The sequence below is a fragment of the Tolumonas osonensis genome, assembly GCF_014202415.1.
Lineage (GTDB): Bacteria > Pseudomonadota > Gammaproteobacteria > Enterobacterales > Aeromonadaceae > Tolumonas > Tolumonas osonensis.
In genome coordinates this window covers 1-24,096 of sequence record NZ_JACHGR010000001.1, presented here as the reverse complement: position 1 = coordinate 24,096, position 24,096 = coordinate 1, and the positions used below count along the sequence as shown (strand labels likewise).

22 protein-coding genes are annotated in these 24,096 nt (G+C 50.5%); 10 read left to right on the top strand and 12 right to left on the bottom strand.

All coding sequences use genetic code 11. The features are described 5' to 3' along the window. Positions 1 to 208: 208 nt before the first annotated feature. On the top strand, positions 209 to 739 hold the full coding sequence (gene hpt / locus HNR75_RS00110) for a hypoxanthine phosphoribosyltransferase (RefSeq protein WP_188025398.1): 531 nt from the start codon (positions 209 to 211) through the stop codon (positions 737 to 739). 41 nt (positions 740 to 780) lie between these two features. Here hpt and HNR75_RS00105 read toward each other — a convergent pair whose 3' ends face one another. From HNR75_RS00105 to HNR75_RS00095, 3 genes are read right to left on the bottom strand one after another with little or no spacing between them, the layout of a single operon-like run. Beyond that, on the bottom strand, positions 781 to 1,839 hold the full coding sequence (locus tag HNR75_RS00105) for a substrate-binding domain-containing protein (RefSeq protein ID WP_343043229.1): 1,059 nt from the start codon (positions 1,837 to 1,839) through the stop codon (positions 781 to 783). A gap of 26 nt (positions 1,840 to 1,865) precedes the next feature. Continuing rightward, positions 1,866 to 3,281 carry a sucrose-6-phosphate hydrolase gene (locus tag HNR75_RS00100; protein ID WP_188024985.1) on the bottom strand — a complete coding sequence of 472 codons (1,416 nt, stop codon included), beginning with the start codon at positions 3,279 to 3,281 and terminating at the stop codon, positions 1,866 to 1,868. Beyond that, positions 3,281 to 4,651 carry a sucrose-specific PTS transporter subunit IIBC gene (locus HNR75_RS00095; protein ID WP_188024984.1) on the bottom strand — a complete coding sequence of 457 codons (1,371 nt, stop codon included), beginning with the start codon at positions 4,649 to 4,651 and terminating at the stop codon, positions 3,281 to 3,283. The genes HNR75_RS00100 and HNR75_RS00095 overlap by 1 nt, the downstream gene beginning before the upstream one ends. A 520-nt stretch (positions 4,652 to 5,171) precedes the next feature. On the opposite strand from HNR75_RS00095, the gene HNR75_RS00090 reads away from it, so the two are divergent. Then, positions 5,172 to 6,089, top strand: a complete 918-nt coding sequence (locus HNR75_RS00090) for an ABC transporter ATP-binding protein (protein WP_188024983.1) — start codon at positions 5,172 to 5,174, stop codon at positions 6,087 to 6,089. Then, positions 6,086 to 6,859 carry an ABC transporter permease gene (locus HNR75_RS00085; protein ID WP_188024982.1) on the top strand — a complete coding sequence of 258 codons (774 nt, stop codon included), beginning with the start codon at positions 6,086 to 6,088 and terminating at the stop codon, positions 6,857 to 6,859. The genes HNR75_RS00090 and HNR75_RS00085 overlap by 4 nt, the downstream gene beginning before the upstream one ends. Before the next feature lie 69 nt (positions 6,860 to 6,928). Here HNR75_RS00085 and HNR75_RS00080 read toward each other — a convergent pair whose 3' ends face one another. Genes HNR75_RS00080 through lolB form a run of 3 tightly spaced genes read right to left on the bottom strand, consistent with a single transcriptional unit; the run spans position 6,929 to position 9,387 of the window. Beyond that, positions 6,929 to 7,876 carry a ribose-phosphate diphosphokinase gene (locus HNR75_RS00080; RefSeq protein WP_188024981.1) on the bottom strand — a complete coding sequence of 316 codons (948 nt, stop codon included), beginning with the start codon at positions 7,874 to 7,876 and terminating at the stop codon, positions 6,929 to 6,931. Positions 7,877 to 7,936: 60 nt separating this feature from the next. Next, positions 7,937 to 8,803, bottom strand: coding sequence for a 4-(cytidine 5'-diphospho)-2-C-methyl-D-erythritol kinase (gene ispE, locus HNR75_RS00075; RefSeq protein ID WP_188024980.1), 867 nt, complete (start codon positions 8,801 to 8,803; stop codon positions 7,937 to 7,939). After that, positions 8,803 to 9,387, bottom strand: a complete 585-nt coding sequence (gene lolB, locus HNR75_RS00070; protein ID WP_188024979.1) for a lipoprotein insertase outer membrane protein LolB — start codon at positions 9,385 to 9,387, stop codon at positions 8,803 to 8,805. Before lolB ends, ispE begins: the two co-directional genes overlap by 1 nt. Positions 9,388 to 9,622: 235 nt before the next feature. Between lolB and hemA the strand changes: the two genes are divergently transcribed. From hemA to tilS, 6 genes are all read left to right on the top strand, one after another. Then, positions 9,623 to 10,885 (top strand): glutamyl-tRNA reductase, encoded by a 1,263-nt coding sequence (gene hemA, locus HNR75_RS00065; RefSeq protein WP_188024978.1) that lies wholly within the window; start codon positions 9,623 to 9,625, stop codon positions 10,883 to 10,885. 49 nt (positions 10,886 to 10,934) lie between these two features. Further along, entirely contained in the window at positions 10,935 to 12,023 is a 1,089-nt protein-coding gene (gene prfA / locus HNR75_RS00060; RefSeq protein WP_188024977.1) for a peptide chain release factor 1, read from the top strand. Positions 12,024 to 12,036: 13 nt separating this feature from the next. Beyond that, positions 12,037 to 12,885, top strand: coding sequence for a peptide chain release factor N(5)-glutamine methyltransferase (gene prmC, locus HNR75_RS00055; protein ID WP_188024976.1), 849 nt, complete (start codon positions 12,037 to 12,039; stop codon positions 12,883 to 12,885). Between the two features lie 7 nt (positions 12,886 to 12,892). Further along, positions 12,893 to 13,693 carry a SirB1 family protein gene (locus HNR75_RS00050; RefSeq protein WP_188024975.1) on the top strand — a complete coding sequence of 267 codons (801 nt, stop codon included), beginning with the start codon at positions 12,893 to 12,895 and terminating at the stop codon, positions 13,691 to 13,693. 11 nt (positions 13,694 to 13,704) lie between these two features. Continuing rightward, positions 13,705 to 14,556 (top strand): 3-deoxy-8-phosphooctulonate synthase, encoded by an 852-nt coding sequence (gene kdsA / locus HNR75_RS00045; protein ID WP_188024974.1) that lies wholly within the window; start codon positions 13,705 to 13,707, stop codon positions 14,554 to 14,556. Between the two features lie 92 nt (positions 14,557 to 14,648). Next, complete coding sequence (tilS, locus tag HNR75_RS00040) at positions 14,649 to 15,992, top strand: tRNA lysidine(34) synthetase TilS (RefSeq protein WP_188024973.1); 1,344 nt, start codon at positions 14,649 to 14,651, stop codon at positions 15,990 to 15,992. Positions 15,993 to 16,035: 43 nt separating this feature from the next. On the opposite strand, the gene HNR75_RS00035 is transcribed toward tilS, so the two are convergent. Beyond that, positions 16,036 to 17,760, bottom strand: a complete 1,725-nt coding sequence (locus tag HNR75_RS00035; RefSeq protein ID WP_188024972.1) for a proline--tRNA ligase — start codon at positions 17,758 to 17,760, stop codon at positions 16,036 to 16,038. Positions 17,761 to 17,956: 196 nt separating this feature from the next. On the opposite strand from HNR75_RS00035, the gene HNR75_RS00030 reads away from it, so the two are divergent. Next, a complete protein-coding gene (locus tag HNR75_RS00030) occupies positions 17,957 to 18,697 on the top strand; it encodes a phosphatase (RefSeq protein ID WP_188024971.1) in 741 nt (246 codons plus the stop codon). 35 nt (positions 18,698 to 18,732) lie between these two features. On the opposite strand, the gene HNR75_RS00025 is transcribed toward HNR75_RS00030, so the two are convergent. From HNR75_RS00025 to cydD, 5 genes are all read right to left on the bottom strand, one after another. Beyond that, a complete protein-coding gene (locus tag HNR75_RS00025) occupies positions 18,733 to 18,957 on the bottom strand; it encodes a hypothetical protein (protein ID WP_188024970.1) in 225 nt (74 codons plus the stop codon). Positions 18,958 to 18,969: 12 nt separating this feature from the next. Further along, a complete protein-coding gene (tsaA, locus tag HNR75_RS00020) occupies positions 18,970 to 19,677 on the bottom strand; it encodes a tRNA (N6-threonylcarbamoyladenosine(37)-N6)-methyltransferase TrmO (protein WP_343043233.1) in 708 nt (235 codons plus the stop codon). A gap of 21 nt (positions 19,678 to 19,698) precedes the next feature. Next, on the bottom strand, positions 19,699 to 20,022 hold the full coding sequence (gene rcsF, locus HNR75_RS00015) for an Rcs stress response system protein RcsF (protein ID WP_246358652.1): 324 nt from the start codon (positions 20,020 to 20,022) through the stop codon (positions 19,699 to 19,701). A 143-nt stretch (positions 20,023 to 20,165) separates the two neighbouring features. After that, positions 20,166 to 21,911, bottom strand: a complete 1,746-nt coding sequence (cydC, locus tag HNR75_RS00010) for a heme ABC transporter ATP-binding protein/permease CydC (RefSeq protein ID WP_188024968.1) — start codon at positions 21,909 to 21,911, stop codon at positions 20,166 to 20,168. Then, complete coding sequence (gene cydD / locus HNR75_RS00005; protein ID WP_188024967.1) at positions 21,904 to 23,688, bottom strand: heme ABC transporter permease/ATP-binding protein CydD; 1,785 nt, start codon at positions 23,686 to 23,688, stop codon at positions 21,904 to 21,906. Before cydD ends, cydC begins: the two co-directional genes overlap by 8 nt. Positions 23,689 to 24,096: the final 408 nt, after the last annotated feature.

Below are 24,096 nucleotides of genomic sequence, written 5' to 3'. Positions count from 1 at the left end.
TTTACTGCCGCAATCTGAAAAAGCCACACCAGTACTCGTGTGGCTTTTTTTATTTTTATTCCTCGGGTTATCGGAGTTTTAGTGAATTGATCCTGCTTGCAGCGCGATCTTCCGACGATAAACAAGGTATAATGCAGCATTGCCACATTTTCGTTTTAATCTGCGGTTTGCGCCGCAGCCCAATTTGAACAGGTAGATAGTCGTTATGATGAAGCACAGAATTGATGTGATGATCCCGGAAGATGAATTACAGGCCAAGGTGGCTGAACTGGGACGTCAAATCACCGAGCATTATCAGGGAACCTCTGAACTGGTGTTGATCGGGTTATTGCGTGGTTCCTGCTTGTTCCTGGCTGATTTGAGTCGGCACATCGATTTGCCGGTCAGCCTTGATTTCATGACCGCTTCTAGCTATGGCAACAGCACCACTTCTTCCCGCGAAGTGCGGGTACTGAAAGATCTGGATGATGAAATCAAAGGCAAAGATGTGCTGATCGTGGAAGACATCATCGACAGCGGTTTTACCTTAAGCAAAATCCGCGACATCATCAGTCTGCGTGAGCCGAAATCACTGGCTATCTGTACGCTGCTGAACAAACCGGCCCGCCGCGAAGTACAGGTTCCGGTAGAATGGACCGGGTTTACTATTCCGGATGAATTTGTGGTGGGTTATGGTATCGATTACGCGCAGTTATACCGTAATCTGCGTTTTATCGGCAAAGTGATCCCGCTGGAATAAACATCGCTGTTGAGCAATAAAGCCACCTTCAGGTGGCTTTATTATTTGGGTAAGGATTCTGTTGTTATCTGTTTGCTGAGACGGCGTGATTCCGGATGCCGCCAGCGGATACGGGCCGGGATAGTCTGCATGGTGGGTGGCAGAACCGCCTTGTCTTCCATCAGGGCCATCAGCATGGTAAAGGCGTTGAAGGCGAGGGCAGTATAATCCTGGGCAATGCTGTCGATACGCAGCGGCATAAAATCCAGCAGCTCATGATCATCAAAACTGGCCAGATGTAATCCCTGCTGCATTTCCGGATTCTGGTTCAGGTACTGCAATACCCCTTCCAGCAGAGAAAATGACGCAGTGAATAATGCTTTGGGAGGGCGTCCCAGTTCATTACAGACCTCTTCCATCATGTCATAACCGGAATAGGAGAAGAAATTCCGCTGACGGATCCACTCCGGGCGTAATGACACACCGGCTTGCTGCAATCCCTGTTTGTAACCGGCCAGACGCTGCTTGCTCGGCGTCAGCGTCGGTTCCCCGCCGAAATAATAGATTTCATCCGGATGCTGTGTCGCCAATACCTGGATCAGACTGGTCGTGCTGCTTTCCGCATCGGTCATGATCAAGGGGAGGCTGGAATCACCAATCTGGCGACCGAGCTGTACGACAGGAACATAGCTGTGAATTTTACTGTAGGCTTCATCGCTGCTATTGCTGGAGATGACAATCAGACCATCCACCTGACGTTGCAGCAGATTGTTCACGACGAGTTTTTCCTGCTCCGGATCTTCATCCGAACAGGCAATAATGATCTGAATGCCGGCATTGCGAAACAACGATTCCAGCTCGCGGGCCAGACTGGCATTCGTAAACTGGGTCAGAAAAGGAATAACCAGTCCGATGGTATGACTGCGCGAGGAACGCAAGGCGCGGGCATGGAAGCTGGGCTGGTAACGGTGTTCTTCAGCAATAGAAAGAATGCGCTGCTGCGTTTCTTCCGACACCCGGTATTCATCGCCTTTGCCATTCAAAACCAAGCTGGCAGTCGCCTTGGAGACGCCCGCCAGTTCTGCGATGTTACTGATAGTTATACGGTTTGGTTGTTTCACATTCGATCCGGTCACAGGAGGCTTCTTCATTCTATCACGCATGCTGACAACAACCAGTGATGAATTGAAACCGTTCCCGCTCCCTGGAAGTGCAATGTCTGTTTTTCCGGATCCGGAAAATAACGGGCGGTCATACAGGCTTCGCCATCGTTAATAAACAACTCCAGCGACGAACTGTCCAGCAACAGCTGCAGTGATCTTAAGGAGCCGAACCAGTAACGGGATTCCTGTTCCCCTGTACGCCAGTTACGGCGGGTCAGAATCAGGCATTCGCCATCCCAGTCGAGGGTCGCTTCATCCCGCAGTGATAACGAGAATGTTCCGCTGACATCGATTAAGAGCTCGGCGCTGACAGCGGCGAGTTCTGGCGCCTGTTCCGCAGAACCTTGCCAGTCTGTTCCGGTGCCCTGACGTAATTGCTGCAGTTCTTTAACCGGTTGCTGACAGAGTATGCCATCGCGCAGCGACAGTTCCCGCGGGCAGGTCATGCTGTTAACCCAGCCGTATTTGATTGTCGGCTGTACCAGCTCGTTATCATCCGGTAAGCCCAGCCAGCCAAACATCAGGCGACGGCCGTCAGCAGTCTCTGTGGTTTGTGGCGCGTAAAACTCGAATCCCAGGTCCAGCTCGCGGAATTCGCCGTGCGGAAACTCTGCCTGCCGATAATCCAGCTTGCCGGTGAAATAACCACACTGATACAGATTCAGATAGCGGTATTGTTCAGCCGCCAGTCCCTGCGGACAACAGATCAGCACATCCTGACCATCCAGCGGGAACAGATCCGGACACTCCCACATATAACCGAACTCTTTCAGGCCATTGAGATGTGCGCCGGCGATCTCCCCGAGGAGCTGCCACTCGGTCAGATCGGCTGAGCGGTAGAACAGGACCTTACCAGTGAGCTCCGCTGATTGGGCAGCTAACACCATGTACCAGTGTCCGTCATGTTGCCAGACTTTCGGATCACGCACATGGCCGGTATAGCCTTCCGGCAGCGGAATGACTGGGCCCAGCTTGCGGTAAGTCCCGTCCGGCAGCTCTTCGGCCAGGCACTGATAAGCGGTGCGCGAACCATCGGCGTATTTGACGTTGCCGGTATAAATCAGCGTAATTTTACCGTCGTGCTGAACGGCAGAGCCGGAATAACAACCGTTGATCTCGTACTCTTCTGTCGGCAACAGTGCTACCGGCTCATGTTGCCAGTGGACGAGATCCGCAGAACTCCAGTGTCCCCACCATTTTGCGCCGTGGCGGCAGGCAAGGGGATTCCATTGATAGAACAGGTGGTAACGGCCATTTGCCTGAATAAATCCGTTGGGATCATTCAATAAACCAACCGGTGGTGCCAGATGCCAGTGCAGACGATGCGGGTCACTGGCAGCAACGGGTTGCCCGGTCATTAACGACCGGGCCAGTTGTTTCAGCAAGGAAACTTCAGACATTATTCAGCGTCCGTGTTGTAACGCAGTACGGTCGCGATAGTGAAGGCAGCACCGAAAGCGATTGCCAGGCCGATGATGTAGGTCAGCACCGAGCTGGATTGCACAATCGCGATACCCGGGATACCGGTCAGGCCGACCGCAGTCATACCGACTTTGCTGGCAACAACCCAGGCGCCACCCAGAGCACCACCTGCCAGTGCGGCCAAGAATGGTTTCACGAAGCGCAGGTTGATACCGAAGATAGCGGCTTCAGTAATACCCAGCAGACAAGACAGTGCCGATGGAATCGCGATGGATTTCACGCGAACATCGTTGGTCTTGAAGTAAACCGCCAGACATGCGCCACCCTGAGCAACGTTAGCCATAGCCCAGATAGGCAGCAGGAAGTTAACGCCCACACTCTTGTCAGCCAGCAGACCCAGTTCAATCGCATGGAAGCTGTGATGAATACCGGTGATAACAATCGCCGAGTAGGTACCACCGAACAGCAGACCTGCTAACCAGCCAGCATGTTCATACAGAGTAGTCAGAACGAAGGTGATACCTTCACCCAGACCGCGACCCGCAGGGCCAATGAACAGCAGAGATACAAAACCGGTGATGATCACGGTCAGGAACGGTGTCAGAATGATGTCCAGTGCATCCGGAATCACCCGGCGCAGTTGCTTCTCCAGATGGCTCATGAACCAGACAGCAATCAATACCGGGAAGACAGTACCCTGATAACCGATCATCGCCACGTCCATACCCATAAAGTCCATGGTTTTAAAACCACTACCAACAGTCCAGGCATTAGTCAGTGCCGGATGGGTCAGAATGCCCCCCAGTGTTGCCCCCAGATAAGGGTTACCACCGAATTCCCGCGCAGCGGTAAAGCCGATCAATATAGGCAGAATGATAAATGCCGCCGAGCTGAACATATCCAGCATGATGAAAATGGCGCTGTCAGGGTTGGCCCAGCCGTAAGTACGCACCAGACCCAGCGTTCCCATCAGCAAACCCGATGCGACGATAGCCGGAATGATAGGCACAAAGATGTTGGACAGTGTACGGGCTGCACGCTGCACAATGTTCAGTTTCTGTGTTGCCAGTTTTTTGACATCACCCTCACTTGCCTGGCTGATACCGGCGACCTGAATAAAAGCAGCGTAAACCTTGTTGACGATGCCGGTACCAAAAATGATCTGGATCTGGCCGGCATTGCTGAAGCAGCCTTTTACCCCTTCGACCTGTTCAACCGCACTTTTATTAATTTTTGAATCATCCTGCAAAACCAGGCGCAAGCGGGTTGCGCAGTGGGCTGCACTGACGATATTCTCTTTGCCACCCAGCAATGGGATCAGCTCATTTGCTACAGAAGTTACATTCATGATTTTCCTCTTTAATGGATGTAACCGGTTAAATGTCATAACGGGGGCTCAATCCGTTACGACACTAACCGATGCTGTTTTACAACAGCGGCTTCGGGGTGATATCGTGCGACCTGGTCTGTTTTGCTGTAGGGGTGAAACCAGGCCAGGACGCACACTCTCTCTTCTCAGAAATTACTAAAACTTGTCTGTTACTGCTGCAGCCATGCCGCAACCTTTTCTTTTGTAAAACCGAAGACATAAATTAACCAAACGGGTTTGTGGTATCACCTGAAATTCAGACCCGGTTTGTCATGTTAATTCCTCATTTATTGCATGAGTTTAATTTTACTAAAACGGTTTAGCTAAACAACTAAACTCGCTAAACCGTTTTAGCAATTGCGATCAACCTAACAAATTTTGACCAGTAAAGTTCCTTTTGCATCCATCTTTGTTATTAGCTGTATTGATCCTGATCAGGTTATAATCAACATGTCTGCCTTGTGCATTACTTTTTTCTAATATGAAGAATACCGACAATATGCTTGCTCTTGATATTCAACAGTTACGTAAAACTTATCAGGGTGGGGTCGAAGCCCTGAAGGGAATTGATCTGGCCGTAGAGGAAGGCGATTTTTATGCGCTGCTCGGCCCGAATGGCGCAGGAAAATCCACCACCATTGGTATTATCAGTTCCCTGGTTAATAAGACCTCCGGATCGGTCAAAGTATTCGGCTATGATATTGATACCCATCTGGAGCATGCTAAATCGCAAATCGGTTTAGTCCCGCAAGAGTTCAATTTCAGCCAGTTCGAAAAAGTGGAACAGATCGTGGTTCAGCAGGCCGGGTTCTACGGCGTACCACGTAAAATTGCCGAGGAACGGGCAGAAAAATATCTGACGGAACTGGATTTGTGGGAGAAACGGGACAAACAGGCCCGCACACTTTCCGGTGGGATGAAGCGTCGCCTGATGATTGCCCGGGCATTGATGCATCAGCCAAGACTGCTGATCCTGGATGAACCAACCGCCGGTGTGGATATCGAAATCCGCCGGTCGATGTGGTCCTTTCTGAAAAACCTGAATGCAGAAGGTGTGACTATCATTCTGACCACGCATTATCTGGAAGAAGCTGAAATGCTTTGCCGCAATATCGGTATCATCGACAAAGGCCGTATTGTGGAAAATACCAGCATGCGTAACTTGCTGAGTAAACTGCAGGTTGAAACCTTCCTGTTCGATCTGGATTGTTCCGCGGCCAATGTTCACTTGACCGGCTTTAAGTTTCATCCGGTCGGCGAGCAGTCTCTGGAAGTCGAAATTCAGAAAAGTGATGGTCTGAACGGGGTTTTTGAACAGCTGAATCAGCAACGGGTCAAAGTGCTGAGTATGCGTAACAAAGCCAACCGTTTGGAAGAGTTGTTTGTTTCATTAGTAGAAAAAGGACGTCAGGCATGAATAGCGCCGTTTACTGGATCGCGTTCCAGAGCTTGGTTCGTAAAGAGATCAATCGTTTTACCCGGATCTGGGTACAGACATTAGTGCCACCCGCGATCACCATGACGCTCTATTTCGTCATTTTCGGTAATCTGATCGGCAGCCGGATTGGTGATATGCATGGGGTGAGCTACATGCAGTTCATCGTACCGGGTCTCATCATGATGGCGGTGATCACGAACTCGTATTCCAATGTCTCATCGTCATTTTACAGTGCCAAGTTCCAGCGCAATATCGAAGAGCTGCTGGTGGCACCGGTGCCAAACTATCTGATCATCTGGGGCTTTGTCGCGGGTGGTGTGGCGCGGGGGCTGTGTGTCGGTGCGATTGTAACCGCAGTGTCACTGTTTTTTGTGCCATTACAAGTACACGATCCTTTGGCGGTCTTTTTTATGCTGGTGCTGACGGCTACCTTGTTTTCACTGGGCGGTCTGCTGAACGCCATCTTTGCCAAAAGCTTTGATGACATCAGTATCATTCCGACGTTTGTATTAACGCCGCTGACTTATCTCGGTGGTGTGTTTTACTCGATCGAATTATTGCCGCCGTTCTGGCAGGCAGCGTCACATGTCAACCCGATCATATATATGATCAACGGATTCCGTTACGGATTCATCGGTATTTCTGATGTACCAATGTGGATGTCTTATCTGGTGGTATCGCTGTTCATTCTGGCATTGTATGCCACATGCTGGCAGTTAGTGAAGAAGGGAACCGGGTTACGTCATTAAGATTGATCTGAAACCGGAACCAACAAAAAAGCCTCCGAATGGAGGCTTTTTTACTCTGCAAAGTCTGAATCAATGTTCAAACATGGCAGAGATAGATTCTTCATTGCTGATACGGCGGATAGCTTCTGCCAGCATTGGAGCCAGAGTCAGTTGCTTCACTTTACCGATTGCTTTGATTTCATCGCTCAGCGGAATTGAGTCAGTGATGATCACTTCGTCAATTTTGGATTCAGCGATGTTTTTCGCAGCCAGACCAGAGAATACCGGGTGAGTAGCGTAAGCGAATACGCGTTTCGCACCACGATCTTTCAGTGCTTCAGCCGCTTTACACAGCGTACCACCGGTGTCGATCATGTCATCAACGATGATGCAGTCACGGTTTGCCACGTCACCGATCAGGTGCATAACCTGAGAAACGTTAGCGCGCGGACGGCGTTTGTCGATGATGGCGATATCGGTATCATCCAGCAGTTTAGCGATAGCGCGGGCACGGACCACACCACCGATATCCGGAGAAACGACAACAGGATCTTCCAGATTACGGGCTTTCATGTCTTCCAGCAGAACCGGGCTGCCGAATACGTTATCAACCGGTACATCGAAGAAACCCTGGATCTGCTCAGCATGCAGATCAACAGTCAGAACGCGGTCAACACCCACGCTGGACAGGAAATCAGCCACTACTTTAGCGGTGATAGGTACACGTGAAGAACGTACACGACGATCCTGACGGGCATAACCAAAGTATGGGATTACTGCAGTAATACGACCTGCGGATGCACGACGCATCGCATCAACCATTACAATCAGTTCCATCAGATTGTCGTTGGTCGGTGCACAGGTGGATTGAATGATGAATACATCACCACCACGTACATTTTCGTTGATTTGTACGCTGATTTCTCCATCACTGAAGCGGCCTACAGAGGCACTTCCTAATTTAGTGAAGAGACGGTCGGCAATCTTTTGCGCTAGTTCCGGTGTGGCGTTACCGGCAAACAGCTTCATGTCAGGCACGGGATTAAACCTCTGGGTTTGTCCAGTTGGGGGTGAAGGTCAGCAGGAAATGTTGACTGCTTAGTCATTTCTAGCATAAACCTGTTGCAAAGTGACATAAAGGGGTGATACGTTTTCCCCTCTGGCTACAAAACCTTGTAACCATGTCGGCATTCTCGCCAAGACTTCACGAGCCTCATGTTCGTGTTCAAATTCTGCAAAAACACAAGCACCAGTGCCGGTCATTCTTGACGGCGCGTATTCTATCAACCAGCGTAATGCCTTTTCAACCTCGGGGTAATTCTTTTTCACCAGTGGTTCACAGTCATTATGCCAATTTCCCTGTGCTAACTCGTTCCAGCTTTGCTTGGGTGTGTCCCGTTTGAGATCCTGATGACGGAATATTTCGGCGGTGGAAACATGGCATTCTGGCACCAGTACCAGATACCATTTCTGAGGCGCTTCAACAGGTTGTAAGCGTTCACCGACGCCTTCGGCAAAGGCGGCATGGCCACGTACAAAAACGGGAACATCAGCCCCCAGCTGACGCCCAAGCTCGGCCAGCTCATCAACAGAAAGATTTATTTCCCAGAGATGATTCAGCGCAACCAGCGTGGTTGCCGCATCAGATGAACCCCCTCCGATGCCACCGCCCATCGGCAGACGTTTATCCAGCTCAATCGTGACACCCAGCGGCTGGGATGAATGTTGTTTCAACAGCATCGCGGCGCGATAGATCAGATTTTGTTCCAACGGGACATCTGCCAGGTCTGGGCGAATATCGATCTGATTGCTGTTGTTGATGTGAAAACGCAGCCAGTCACAATGATCGAGGAAGATAAATAAGGTTTGCAGTTCATGATAGCCGTCGTCGCGACGGCCATTGATATGCAAAAACAGATTCAGTTTGGCGGGAGCCGGCCAGTTTATGCTTTCAGGTGTAGACATTATTTCGTGAGTTCCCACTCATTGATGACCAGACGTAATTCGGTTTGCTGGCCTTTGAATGTGATGTTCTCCGGCAGCATCCAGCCATCAACCTGCTGATAGGTCTGATACTGCATCTGCCAGGTTGCGGTTTTGATCCGGGTGACCAGGCCAGTCGGATTGATTTCATAGTCCGTATCGCCAGGTAATCCTTTGATCCAGATAGGTAATTTATATACCGGCATCTGCCAGCCTGTCAGACGGTATACCAGGTATTCGGCATCCGTTCCGCGGTATTCCTGACCTTTATCATTGATAATCAGTATCTGATCACCCGTCTTGTGCATTTCCATGACCCGGGTGCCAATCAGGCTGGTCAGGTTCAGATGATAGTCATCGCCATCCTGTTGCCAGCGGATACGTACTGAACCCTTCTTCTCCGGGGTGATAATGGCGAGTTTGCCGGATATGGTCCAGTGCGTGACAGATGTCAGTCTTTCTTGCTGCTGACGCCAATTCGTATTATCCGGCTGCTGCATACGGGAGCTGCAGGCGGTAAGTATCAGCAGGCAAAAAACCATTGCCAGGTGGTGTAATTGTTTCACGAAGCCTCCTTTGACGGTGCGACAGTATATACCCTTCATACTTGAAGTTGCAGCGTCGTTGACAACGTTCACTCCCCCCAATCACATAGCATATCTATGCTCATGGGGATTCGCTCATTTGTCGCCTTGCTGCAACACTAATTACTTTGGGTATGGGCGCAGGCGCTTTGCTTTCAAAGATCTCCGCTTTTTCGTAGAATGAGCATCTTAAATTTGCTGACGAGTCCACAGCCTGATGCATCATCTGTTTGTGCTGGGGGTAAACCATAAGACGGCGTCATTGTCATTGCGGGAACGGGTAGCCTTCGGGCCGGAACGTATCGACGATGCACTGGCGGCGTTAACATCGGTTCCCGGCGTCAAGGAAGGGGTGATTCTTTCCACCTGTAACCGCACTGAACTTTACTGCGCCGTTGATAGTGGCGCGAGTGAAGCGGTGGCGCTATGGCTATCGCGCTTCCAGCATCTGACCGAGGATGAATTGCAGCCGGCCCTTTATCAGTTACAGGATGGCGAAGCGGTTCGTCATCTGATGCGGGTTGCCGCTGGTCTGGATTCACTGGTCCTGGGTGAGCCGCAAATCCTGGGGCAGGTCAAACAGGCGTTGGACACGGCCAGTAAGCAGGGCTCTGTAAAGGGATTACTGAATCGTCTGTTTCAGCGAACGTTCAGTGTGGCCAAACGGGTTCGGACCGAGACGGAAATCGGTGCTTACGGGGTTTCGGTTGCCTATGTGGCCGTGACACTGGCCCGGCAGATTTTCGGCGATCTCTCACAGGTCAATGTGCTGCTGATCGGTGCCGGTGAAACCATTGAACTGGTCGGCCAGCATTTGCATGGTCAGTCGGTGGCACAAATGACCGTGGCCAACCGTACTCTGCTCCGGGCGCAGGCGATCGCCGGTGCCTGGCAGGCGGATGTGATCACGTTAAATGAAATTCCGCAGGTATTACCGGATGTTGATCTGGTGATCAGTTCCACCGCCAGTCCGCTGCCGATCCTGGGTAAAGGCATGGTCGAGCGGGCGCTGAAACAGCGCCGCAATAAGCCGATGCTGCTGATCGATATTGCGGTGCCGCGCGATATTGAAGAAGAAGTCGGGGAGCTGTCCGACGCGTATCTCTATACGGTAGATGATCTGCAAACGATCGTGGCAGAAAACCAGCGCCACCGTGAACAGGCAGCCCGGCAGGCCGAGCAGATCGTGCAGGATGAGCGGGAACAGTTCATGAACTGGTTCCGCAGTTTGTCGTCGCAAACGCAGGTGCGTGTTTATCGTCAGCAGGCGGATACCATTCGCCAGGAACAACTGGCTCTGGCCTTGCGTAAAATTGAGCAGGGTGAAGATGCTGCTGCGGTGCTGACCGAACTCAGCGAACGTCTGACCAATAAACTGATCCATACGCCGACCGAAGCGCTGCGCCAGGCGGGTGAATCAGACGATAAAACCGCGCTGCTATTACTGAGTCAGGCATTACGGCTTGACGAAAAGAATTAAATATCAGGCGTATCGCACTGATTAGAAAACAAATATAAACAGGAATGCTATGAAAGAAACAGTGATCAGAAAGCTGGAAGGACTGATGGAACGCTATGAAGAAGTTCAGGCGTTACTGGGTGAGCCGGATGTTGTCACCGATCAGGACAGATTCCGCAGTCTGACCAAAGAGTATGCTCAGCTGGGTGAGGTCGTTGCCGGTTTCCGCCGTTATCAGCAGGCAGAAGCGGATCTGCAGGCGATTGAAGAGATGCTGGCCGGTGACGATGCCGAAATGAAAGCCATGGCACAGGAAGAACTGGCGGATGCAAAGCAGCTGATTGAACAGGTCGAAGCTGAACTGCAGGTATTGCTGCTGCCGAAAGATCCGAAAGATGACAGCAACTGCTTCCTGGAAATCCGTGCCGGTGCCGGTGGTGATGAAGCGGCGATTTTTGCCGGGGATCTGTTCCGGATGTATTCCAAATATTCCGAACGTCGCGGCTGGCGCATGGAAATCATGAGCACCAGTGATGGTGAACATGGCGGCTACAAGGAAATTATCGTGCGCATGGAAGGCGACAGTGTGTACGGTGTGATGAAATTTGAATCCGGTGGTCATCGCGTACAGCGTGTTCCGGAAACCGAATCACAGGGCCGCGTGCATACCTCTGCCTGTACCGTGATGGTATTGCCGGAGATCCCGGAAAAAGAGATCCCGGAAATCAACCCGGCTGATCTGCGTATCGATACCTTCCGTGCTTCCGGTGCCGGTGGTCAGCACATCAACAAAACCGATTCCGCGATCCGTATTACCCACATTCCTACCGGGACTGTGGTCGAGTGTCAGGACGAACGTTCCCAGCATAAAAACCGTGCCCGGGCGATGTCGGTACTGGCAGCACGTCTGGCGCAGCAGGAAGAAGACAAACGTCGTGCAGAGGCCGATTCTACCCGTCGCAGTATTCTGAGTACCGGTGATCGTTCAGATCGTATCCGCACGTATAACTATCCGCAGGGGCGTGTCAGTGATCACCGCATCAACCTGACGCTATATCGCCTGTCAGAAGTGATGGAAGGCGATCTGGACAGCCTGCTGAAACCGCTGCTGCAGGAATACCAGGCCGATCAGCTGGCCGCCTTGTCAGACAGTAATTAACAGAGAGCCACTAATGCAAATTGCTTCGCTGCGCCAGCAGCTGATTCAGCGTTTTAGCGAGAGTGACAGTGCCGCACTGGATGCGGACTGTCTGTTATGCGCGGTATTGAGTTGCACCCGCACCTATCTGCGTACCTGGCCGGAACAGGAACTGACGCCGGAACAGGTTGAACAGGTTGAGCAACTGGCGGTACGCCGCGAACAGGGTGAACCGGTGGCGTATATTCTCGGCGTCCGCGAGTTCTGGTCTTTGCCACTGCAGGTCTCTCCGGCCACACTGATCCCCCGTCCTGATACAGAAGCGCTGGTGGAATGGTCGCTGACGCTGTTATCTGACAAAGGGCAGGGGCAAAAAGCGCTGGATCTGGGAACCGGCACCGGTGCCATCGCACTGGCATTAAAATCTGAAATGCCGGCTTTGAGTGTGTGGGCACTGGAGCGGGAACCGGCTGCGCTGGATCTGGCCCGTCGTAATGCTGCGCGTCTGGGTTTTTCTGTCAATTTTCTGGCGAGCAACTGGTTTTCCGCATTGAATGAGCGTGGCTTCCAGCTGATCGTATCGAATCCTCCTTATATTGATGCGACGGATCCGCATTTGTCTCAGGGTGATGTGCGTTTTGAACCGCATACCGCCCTGGTGGCCGATGACGATGGACTGGCTGATATCCGGCAAATCATTGAACAGGCACCAACGTATCTTGCTACCGGCGGCTGGTTATTGCTGGAACATGGCTGGCAGCAGGCTGAAGCGGTGCGGAGCCTGTTGGTGGCACGCGGTTTTCATGCTGTGACAACAAAGCAGGATTTAGGTGGTCAGGATCGTGTTTCCGGTGGTCAGTGGCCCGGTGATGTTGCAGGATAGTATGTAAATGAACATGACGCACGATACTGATTTTGAAGGACTGGATATCGCCATGCTGGCGCTGATGGTCTCGGAAGATGTGCAGGATCGACCTGTTCTGATGGATGGTTTGCAACTGTTGCGGGATTTGCGCCTTGAGCTGCGTTCTCATATTACGGCGAGTGATGACAGCGGCCGTCGGGAGCAGTTGTTACATGCGTTTTATCATGAACTGAAATTTTCCGGGGATTGGCAGCACTACTATGCTCCGGAGAATTGCCTGCTGGAGCAGGTACTGACGCAGCGCTCCGGTCTGCCGATCACACTGGGTATCGTGTTAATGCATCTGGCGCATTCTGTTGAGCTGCCGGTTCGGGGCGTCTGTTTCCCGGGTCATTTCCTGTTGTTGTTTCCGGAAAGCAAACCGGTATTTATTGACCCGTTTACCGGTGAAGGGTGGGATCACGCCCGGTTGTCTCTGATGCTGCGGGCGAATCTCGGCGATTTAACACGGATGGACAGTAAATACATCAAAGAGGCTGATCAGCGTCAGATCCTGTCACGCCTGTTAAGCGTCACGAAAGGTTGTATGTTACAAAGTGGTTGTTTACCGGAAGCGTTACGGGCCAGCGAAGTGTTACTGGTGATGAATCCGGATGATCCGTATGAAGTCCGTGATCGTGGGCTGGTGTATGAGCAGTTGGAATGCCCGCAGCTTGCCGCTCCCGATTATTCCTATTTTATTGAACAATGCCCGCAAGATCCGGTCGCTGCTGTGCTGAAAGCCCAGCTGGCCATGCTGGATCATGAAGCAATAATTTTGCACTGATGGAGTGATGAATGAAACAGAAAGTCGTTCAGTTTAACGGAATCAATGTTGCCAACGATCAGCCATTTGTGCTGTTTGGTGGTATGAATGTACTGGAATCACGTGATCTGGCGATGTCGATCTGTGAAACCTATGTCACCGTAACTGAAAAGCTGGGTATTCCGCTGGTATTCAAAGCCAGTTGGGATAAAGCCAACCGTTCTTCTGTTCACTCTTACCGTGGTCCGGGCATGGAAGAAGGTCTGCGTATTTTTGAAGAGTTGAAAAAGACCTTCGGTGTCAGTCTGATTACTGACGTACATGAAACATGGCAAGCCAAACCGATTGGCGAAGTCGTGGATGTATTGCAATTACCGGCATTCCTGGCGCGTCAGACTGATCTGGTGGAAGCGCTGGCGAAAACCGGCAACGTGATCAACGTGAAAAAACCACAATTCCTGAGTCCGGGGCAGGTAAAAAACATTGTTGAGAAATTCGCGGAATGTGGCAACGAACGCATTATTCTGTGCGAACGCGGCGTGAATTTTGGTTACGACAATCTGGTTGTGGATATGCTGGGCTTCGGTGTCATGAAAAATGCCAGCCAGGGTGCGCCGGTAATTTTCGATGTCACCCATTCGCTGCAGTGCCGTGATCCGCTGGGTGCCGCATCCGGTGGCCGTCGTGAACAGGTGACTGAACTGGCGCGTGCCGGTATGGCAGTCGGTCTGGCTGGTTTGTTCATCGAGTCGCATCCGGATCCGGAACATGCGCGTTGCGACGGTCCGAGTGCATTACCGTTGGATAAACTTGAGCCATTCCTGCGCCAGATGAAAGCGATCGACGATCTGGTGAAAAGCTTCGAATCGCTGGATACCAAATAATTCAGACGCTCAGCAAAAAGCCCCTGACGGGGCTTTTTTCGTCTTATCTGATACTATGCGAATATTCAGCTCTTGCCTGAGATAGATCAATCATGAGCCATCATGATTTAGACCAAAAAGTATTCTCCATTCTAGATCAATTAATACATCCCGGACCGTTGCTGGTGGGATTCAGCGGTGGTCTGGACTCCCGTGTGTTGCTTGAACTCTTGGCCCGCTATATCCGTTGGCGGGATGGTTTTTCCCTGCAGGCAGTGCATGTTCATCATGGCTTAAATCCCCGGGCAGACCAATGGCTGACACATTGTGCTCAGGTGTGTGACAGCCTGGCGGTCCCATTTATGGCTGAACGCGTCGAGATTGAAAAAAAGCCCCGCCAAAGTCTGGAAGATCTGGCTCGCCAGGCCCGCTATGATGTTTTCCGGCGAGCGCTGCCGAAAGATGGCATTCTGCTGACCGCCCATCACCAGGATGATCAGCTGGAAACGTTGCTGCTGGCGCTGAAGCGCGGTTCAGGCCCTCGCGGATTGTCTGCCATGCCGGAAAAAATCACCTTTTCTGCCGGACATTTGATGCGACCTTTGCTTTCCTTCAACCGGCAGCAATTGTCGGATTGGGCCATCAGCCAGCAGTTAAGCTGGATTGAGGATGACAGCAATCAGGATGAACGTTTTGACCGTAACTTTCTGCGCCAGAAGGTGATCCCGTTATTGCGGCAACGCTGGCCTGAAATTACCGCCACCGCCAGTCGCACCGCAGGCTTATGTGCAGAACAGGAAACCTTGTTGGATGAAATCGCGCAGCAGGATCTGATGGCAAGCCGGCATCCGGATGGAAGTTTACGGATCAACCTGCTGGAAGGATTATCATCGCCCCGGCGTCATCAGCTGTTACGCTTCTGGTTACGGCAGCAGACCGGAACTGTGCCGTCTCAGATTCAACTGCAAAAAATATGGCCGGAAGTCGCCTTGGCCAGAGAGGATGCGGCACCGGAACTGGTCTGGCAGAAAGGCATTGTCCGGCGATATCAACACCGGTTGTATCAGGTGAATACTGCGATCCGCCAATCTCAGATAACACCATCGGTATATCCACTATTGCTTGATACCCCACTGGTTTTACCTGATGGGATCCTGACCCTGCGTTCTGATCACTCTGCTGGCGCACAGTTGCGGATGCCGGCAGAAGGGGAGCAGATTTCAGTGGCGTTTAATCTGCCGGGTTCTTTGAAGGCACATCCTGCCGGACGACAGCATTCGCGGGAATTAAAGAAACTCTGGCAGGAATATGGTGTCGCTCCCTGGCTACGCAGTACAGTACCGGTGATTTGTTATCAGGATAAGGTTGCCGCAGCAGTTGGCGTGTTTATTTGTCAGGAATATTGTTGTCCGGAAGACAGGAGTGGTCTCCGGATTGATTGGCAGCCAAATAGCTGACATAAAAAAACCGGCCTGAGAGGCCGGTTTGTCAGAGCGATGATTATTTGCTCAGTTGTGCTTTGATTTTCGCAATGATCTCATCAATAGCAACTTCAGTTTTATCACCACTGCGACGGTATTTGTATTCCACCACACCGTTATCAATGCTACGGTCGCCAATCACGATAGAGTGAGGAATACCAATCAGTTCCATATCGGCAAACATCACGCCCGGACGCTCTTTGCGATCATCCAGCAGAACTTCAACACCGGCAGCCTGCAGTTCGTTGTAGAAACGTTCAGCCAGTTCCTGTACACGTTCTGATTTATGCATGTTCATCGGAATGATCACAACCTGGAATGGTGCAATAGCGTCTGTCCAGATGATACCGCGATCATCAAAGTTCTGTTCAATCGCAGCAGCGACCACACGAGTTACACCGATACCGTAGCAACCCATTTCCATGATGGTGGCCTTGCCGGCTTCATTCAGTACAGTCGCGTTCATCGCTTCGGAGTATTTGGTTCCGAGCTGGAAGATATGACCTACTTCGATACCACGTTTCAGCAGCAGTGTACCTTTACCACATGGGCTTGGATCGCCTTCCACTACGTTACGGATATCTGCCACTTCATAGTTCTGAATGTCACGATCCCAGTTCATACCGGTCATGTGGAAGTCATTTTCGTTGGCACCGCAGACAAAGTCGGCCAGGTGAGCGGCACTACGATCAACGATGACGCGACATTGCAGATTTTGTGGACCAATAGAACCAGCATCACAACCGGCAACGGCACGGATCTCTTCATCACTTGCAAACGTCAGTGGTGCAGCAACACCGGCAATTTTCTCTGCCTTGATTTCGTTCAGCTCATGGTCGCCACGCAATACCAGTGCGATGACGCCCGCGTTACCTTGTTCATATTCTTCACCCTTGACCAGCAGAGTCTTAATTGTCTGCTGTTCAGCCACTTTCAGATAAGCAGATACTTCAGCGATAGTATGTGCATTAGGTGTGGCGATTTTGGTTGCTGCTTCGGCAGGAGCCGGACGTTCACCAGCCGGTGCCAGCGCTTCTGCCATTTCAACGTTAGCGGCGTAGTCAGACTCGGTAGAGAAGGCAATCAGATCTTCACCGCTGTTAGCCAGTACGTGGAATTCATGAGAACCAGTACCACCGATAGAGCCGGTGTCGGCCAGTACAGGACGGAAATCCAGCCCCATACGGGAGAAAATATTGCAGTAGGCCTGATGCATTTTGCCGTAGGTTTCTACCAGGCTTTCTTTGTTCATATGGAAAGAGTATGCATCTTTCATGGTGAACTCACGACCACGCATAACACCGAAACGCGGACGGACTTCGTCACGGAATTTGGTCTGGATCTGATACAGATTCAGTGGCAGTTGCTTGTAACTGTTTACTTCATAGCGAACCAGCGCGGTGACGACTTCCTCGTGAGTTGGGCCTAACACGAATGGACGGTTGTGACGGTCGGTCAGACGGCACAGCTCCGGACCATATTGTTCCCAGCGACCTGATTCCTGCCACAGCTCTGCAGGTTGCACGACAGGCATGGAAACCTCGATGGCACCTGCCTTATTCATTTCTTCACGGACGATGGCTTCAACTTTGTGCAATACACGCAAACCGGTCGGCAACCAGGTATACAGACCTGAGGCCAGTTTGCGGATCATCCCGGCACGCAGCATAAGCTGATGGCTGATCACTTCTGCATCATTCGGTGTTTCTTTAAGCGTGGAAAGCAGATATTGGCTGGTACGCATGCTGAATCCTTCGTTTATTAAGCATTAGGCCGGCATCATTGCCGGTTATGTTCTGAATTTGGGGCAAAATTCTAACAGGCCGGAAGATTACCCCCCAAGGAAAAATTAACAAAGCAGAGAAAAGCGCCGTCAGAAGCCGGAAAAGTGACTTTTTATGATATGCTGACAGTAATGACAGAAGGGGAGTTGTTATTCCATGCGCTATCAGGTCGATACCCACACTCATACTCTGGCCAGCACTCACGCCTACAGCACCATTCACGATTATATTGCCGAAGCCAAGCGCAAAGGCATTGTCCTGTTTGCCACCACCGATCATGGTCCTGATATGGCCGATGCACCGCATGCCTGGCATTTCATCAATTCACGGGTGATTCCTCGTATGGTTGATGGCGTCGGTATCCTGCGTGGTATCGAAGCCAACATCAAAGATGAATTCGGTGAAATCGATTGTAACGATCGTATGCTGAATGAGCTGGATATCATTCTGGCCGGCTTTCATGAACAGGTTTTTGCTCCCAAAGATCGGGATACCAACACCCGGGCCATGATCAATGCAATGAAGAAAGGCCTGGTGCATGTGATCACACATCCGGGAAATCCGAAATTCCCGATTGATATCCATGCGGTAGCTGAAGCCGCAGCAAAATATAATGTCGCACTGGAAATTAATAATTCTTCTTTCCTGCATTCACGGGTAGGCAGCGATGTGAACTGTACCGCGATTGCCAAAGCAGTCCGCGATGCGGGCGGCTGGGTGAGTCTGGGCTCTGATTCGCATATTGCATTCAGCCTGGGTGATCTGGAGATGAGTCAGGCTATTCTGGATGACGTCGATTTTCCTGCGGACAGGGTACTGAACCGTAGCCCTCGCGTATTGCTGGATTTTCTGGAGTCCCGGGGCATGCCTCATATTCCGGAGTTTGCCGGGTTATAGCGGATAAAAATGGAGCCATGATGGCTCCATTTCTGTTATTTAGTCTGTTGCTGGATATCTTCAGCTTGTTTATCTGCGGCCTGCTGTAATGTCTGCTCAACCCTCTTTGCATCATCCAGCGGCTTCAGCTGATCTTTCAGGATTGTCTCCTGCGTACTTGGTTTTTCTGCGGGTGGCGGTTCATGCCCGGCATCACAGCCAGAGGATAAAAACAGCAACACTGACAGCACAAAGCTGAGATACCATGTTGCATGCATCATGTTTTCATTTCCTTATTCAATATCAGTTATTGCACAGATGATGGCGATCCCATTCTCTACCCGCCAGTTAACATTAAATGACAGCAGGCGAACACCGTATATTTTATGATCATCATCCTGTTTGCGGTAGGCTGGACGGGGATCCTGCGCAATCACCTGCTGTAAAAAATCACGGAACCCCGGATGGACAATGGCGATCTGCTGGCAACGCAGCTCCATTTCAGCAGTAAAAGTGACCGGCATGGTTACTGGCGCTTTAGGCGCAAAACCTCCACGGGCATGCGGTACACTGTCGACGAAAGGCACGTACGGTTTTATGTCAACAACCGGTGTGCCGTTGACCAGATCGACGCCGCCCAGCTCCAGCCATACCCGGTTTCCCTGATGATGGATTCCTTTCAGTTCCACCACCGATAAGCCTACCGGATTGGGACGAAAAGGACTGCGTGATGCAAAGACCCCAACCCGCTGGTTGCCACCTAATCGTGGAGGTCGCACTGTCGGATGCCATTCATCAGTTCCATTCTGATGAAACAGGAACATCACCCACAAATGACTGAACTCCTCCAATCCACGTACGCAGTGTGGATCGTTATACGGTGGTAACAACTCCAGCTGTGCATTAATTGCAGTCACCAGTCCCGGCTGTCGCGGTACAGCAAATTTTTCCTGATAGGGTGAATGGATCACACCGATCGGTGACAATGTGACAGATGGAATTTCCACGGTATCCGGCATAATTTATTCGCTGTCTTTCACTTTATAGGCCTGACCATAACAAACAAGGCTGGCGATGCATTCGGCGGATGGGGGAACAGGCACGCATTTGCTGAACACAACGGCATTACCGCCCATATCTGCCGCCTTGCGACGAGCATCAGTTTGCGCGGCAGTAATATTCGGGACAGGTTGTGTGTCATCGCTCTGACAAGATTCACCCTCTACGGTACCGACAGGTGTACCATCAGCATCCAGAACCTGGCTTTTGTCCATGACGGTTACTGAACTTGGTTTGAAGTATTCGGTGAAGTTTTCTTTATCGAGATTGGTATTTACCTGAAACATGCTACATCCATTCAGCATAGTCAGTATCAGGGCAGCAAACGGCAGCGTTTTCATCAAGTCAGCCTCTTATTTTAAGAAGAAACAGCATTATAGAGAGGCTGACCGTGAGATTCGATAATTATCCGTTATTAATCATCAGACTGTTATTCATCCTGCAGATGGGAAAATAAACTCTGATAATAAACGTCGTTTTGTAACAATTCGCGATGAGTACCTGAGACCCGGAACTGTCCGTTTTCCAGTAAAGCGATCCGATCCATACTGGATAATCCGCTCAAACGGTGAGTGATCATCAAAACCGACTTGTCCTGACTGTGCGCCAGAATCAATTGCATGATCCTTTGCTCTGTAGCCGGATCTAATCCTTCCGTCACCTCATCCAGCAATAATAAGGGAGCATTGTGCAGCAGGGCCCTGGCCAATGACAGACGTCGTTGTTCGCCGCCGGATAATGCCCGGCCACCATCTCCAAGCCATAGCTGTAAGCTTTCCTTGAGATTGCTACCTGCCAATAAATTGCCCAGTTCGACTTTAGATAAGACAGTTTGCAACTCATCGTCCGTCGCAGATGGTTTGGCCAGTCGAAGATTGTCTGCCAGCGTGGCACTGAAAATATGGACTCGCTGACTCACTACCGACATGGATGCTCTCAGTGCGGCTTCACTGAAATCCGCAAGCGGATATGTATCCAGACTGATCTCCCCTTGTGCCGTACACCATTCACGGGTGAGTAAATTCAGAAACGTGGATTTACCACAGCCCGTCGGGCCAAGAATCGCTATCTTTTCCCCTGCCCGAAGTTGCAGAGACAAATTATCAAGAACTGGGACCGATTGGTTTGGATATGTGAATGTCAGATTCCGGATATCAAGTTGCCCTTTACTGGCCGGCAGATCGTGTTTGCCAAACAGGGTGGCAGGGGATGCATCCATAATCTGATTCAGACGCCTGGCAGCTGTAAGCGTGGAGGATAAATATTGAAATGCTCCCGCTAACGGTTGTAATGCTTCGAAAGAGGCTAAAGCAAAAAATACTATTAATGCGGTCAGGGGATCTGGTTTGCTCTGAGTACCAACACCTGATGCGGCAAGCCATAACATACCGCAAACTAATAAGCTGAGCAGAAGGAGCATCAATGCACTGGCGAACCCGTTAATGGTAGTCATGCGACGTTGCGCCTTAAACAAATTTTCCTCTTCCCGTTCAATAAATTGCCGGTAACGTTCTTCTGCCGAAAACAGCAGCAAATCGGCCTGACTCCCTAGATAAGTGGTGCAAGCCTCTCGCAGATGGCTTTGACTTATAATAAGAGCCTGTCCGGGATGTTTCCCCAATCGGTAAAATAGAAATGGTACTGTCACTGCAAGCAGTAACAATGTTCCGCCCAGTAACATTGCCAACTGCACATCAAAGAGTAATGTCACACAAAATAAACTAGCAATAATCAAAATCGCGGCCAGCACCGGTGTTATCAGACGTAAATAAAGATTATCCAGCGCATCAATATCGGCCACCATCCGATTCAGCAATTCACCTTGTCGCCATGCATGTAGCTGGTGCAGTGAAAGAGGAGCAATTTTCTTCCAGAACTGGATCCGCAATGAAGTCAGTACCCGGAACGTGGCATCATGGCTAATAACCCGATCACCCCAGCGACTGGCTGTCCGGATAATCGAAAAGAAACGGACAGCACCTGCTGGTGTCATATAGTTGAAATTGTCTCTGGCAAGAGCACTGAGGCCGGCGACGGCACTGGCCGCTAAAAACCAGCCAGACAATGATAACAAGCCAAGACCGGCCAGCAATGTACACAGTGTTAACAGCAAACCCAGTGATAACATGCCTGAATGTTGCCGGAATAATTTCAGATAAGGGCGCAACTCACGCATATTCATTCTCCGTGACTTCAGAAACAGTCATATCTGGCCGCGCCAGTAATGCCCGGAAAGTCTCATTAGTGCTATGCAGTTCGGTATAGCTACCCTCAGCAATCAGCTGACCGTGTTGTAACAAAAGAATATGGTCTGCTTGCTGCAACTGATTGACGCGATGGGTCACCAGTAATGTGGTCCGTGAACGCCATAATGGTGTTAAGGTCTGCAGAATTTTTTCTTCATTAATGCGATCCAGGCTGGCAGTAGGTTCATCCAGTAAAAGCAGATGACAGGGTTTCAGCAGGGTTCTTGCGAGTGCCAGGCGTTGGGCCTGGCCGACCGACAGACCAGCACTTTGTTCAGAAATAGTGTAATCCCAGCCTTTTTCCTGAATGATGTCTGAGGCCCCGGCTTGTTCTATAGCGCTAACCAGTAACTCTTCACTGGCATCATGGTTACCCAATAATAAATTAGTCCGCAAGCTGCCTGGCAACAGGCGCGGGTTTTGAGCTAACCAGCCAACATATTGCCGGTAATTGTTCAAATCCAGGGATGATAACTCATGTCCATTAATTTTCAGGCTGCCGGAATAAGGAGAAAAACCAAGCAGTACATTAATCAGTGAGCTTTTCCCTGAACCGGTCTTACCGACAATCGCAACAAATTGCTTAGATTTAATAGCAAAGGAGAGGGGACCAACCAATACGTTCCCATCATGTGCAAGTACACAACAATTATCGGCTTCAATAGTAATATCTGTCGGAGTAGCCAAAAGTTGTGTGCCGCTGCTAACTGTTATCACCTTAGTATCCAGAAATACCTGTAATGAATCAGCTGCGCCAATGGCCTGTGCTTTGGCGTGATAATGAGCGCCCAACTCCCGGAGCGGCAAATAAAAGTCAGGCGCTAACAGCAGAACAAACAGACCGCTGAACAGCGTTAACTGTCCGTAATCACCAAAGTTAAGGTGATCCAGATATGAAAAACCGAAATAGACAGCAACCAGCGCTATAGATACCGAAGCGAAAAACTCCAGAACTGCCGAACTCAGAAATGCCATACGCAGCACTTCCATAGTCCGGCTGCGAAAATCCTCTGATGCCTGGACTATTTTTTCGCCCTCAGCTTCTGTCCGGTAAAACAGACGCAGAGTTATCAACCCCTGTAACCGATCCAGAAAATGCGCTGACAAACGTGACAACGCCTGAAAGTTACGCCGGTTAGCATCGGCAGCACCCATACCGGTCAGAATCATAAATGCAGGAATTAATGGCGCTGTTACTAGTAAAATCAGGCCACAAGCCCAGTTGACCGGAAAAACGAACAAAAGAATAAGAAATGGCTGAATGCCGGATAACATCGATTGAGGCAGAAAACGTGCGTAAAAATCATGCAGGTGCTCAATTTGTTCGATTAATAAACTGCTCCAGCTCCCGATGGTTTTTTGCTGAATATAAAGTGGTCCCCGCGCTTGGAGTTGTTTCATTACTTGTTGTCGGAAGTGCATACGGATTTTGGTTGCGCCGATAAAAGCAAACTGCTCCTTGGCCCAATTCAATAGTGCTCTTAATAAAGCAACGAAGATTAATCCGGCAAAATGCCAGACATAAATATCCCGGGCGTCTTGAGCAATAATGAGCCCGTGCAATATTGTGGCGAGCAGCCAAGCCTGAGCGATCAACAGTAAAGTTGATAAAGCTCCCGCTACAACACATAACGAAGACCATGGTTTGGCAAGAGAACGATGCTGACGCAACCACTTAGTCAGTATCTGTTGACGACTTTTGTCCATAATGAATAAACATATAAATTGAATGCAGCAAGCCTACTGATACGCTCTGGCAATAGCAATGGCTTAATTGTGGAGCGAAAAACAGCCGATAAATGCCATTTTGCTCGCTAATTAACCGAACGATCGCGGAAGCAACAAAAATAGCAAAAAAGCGCTTGCCTAAAAAACTTTGCTCCCTATAATGCGCCCTCACTGACACGGCAGACGCCGCAACGAACTGAGGAATCAGCGAGTTACGTCAGTAAAGATTCAGGTTGTGAAGGTTGTGACGAACAACGCTTGACAACGCAGCGGGAAAGCGTAGAATGCGCCTCCCTGACCCCAGTGGTCCGCTCTTTAACAACATATCAAGCAATCTGTGTGGGCACTTGCGTAGCGTGATTAGATTGAAAAAATTTAATCAATGAA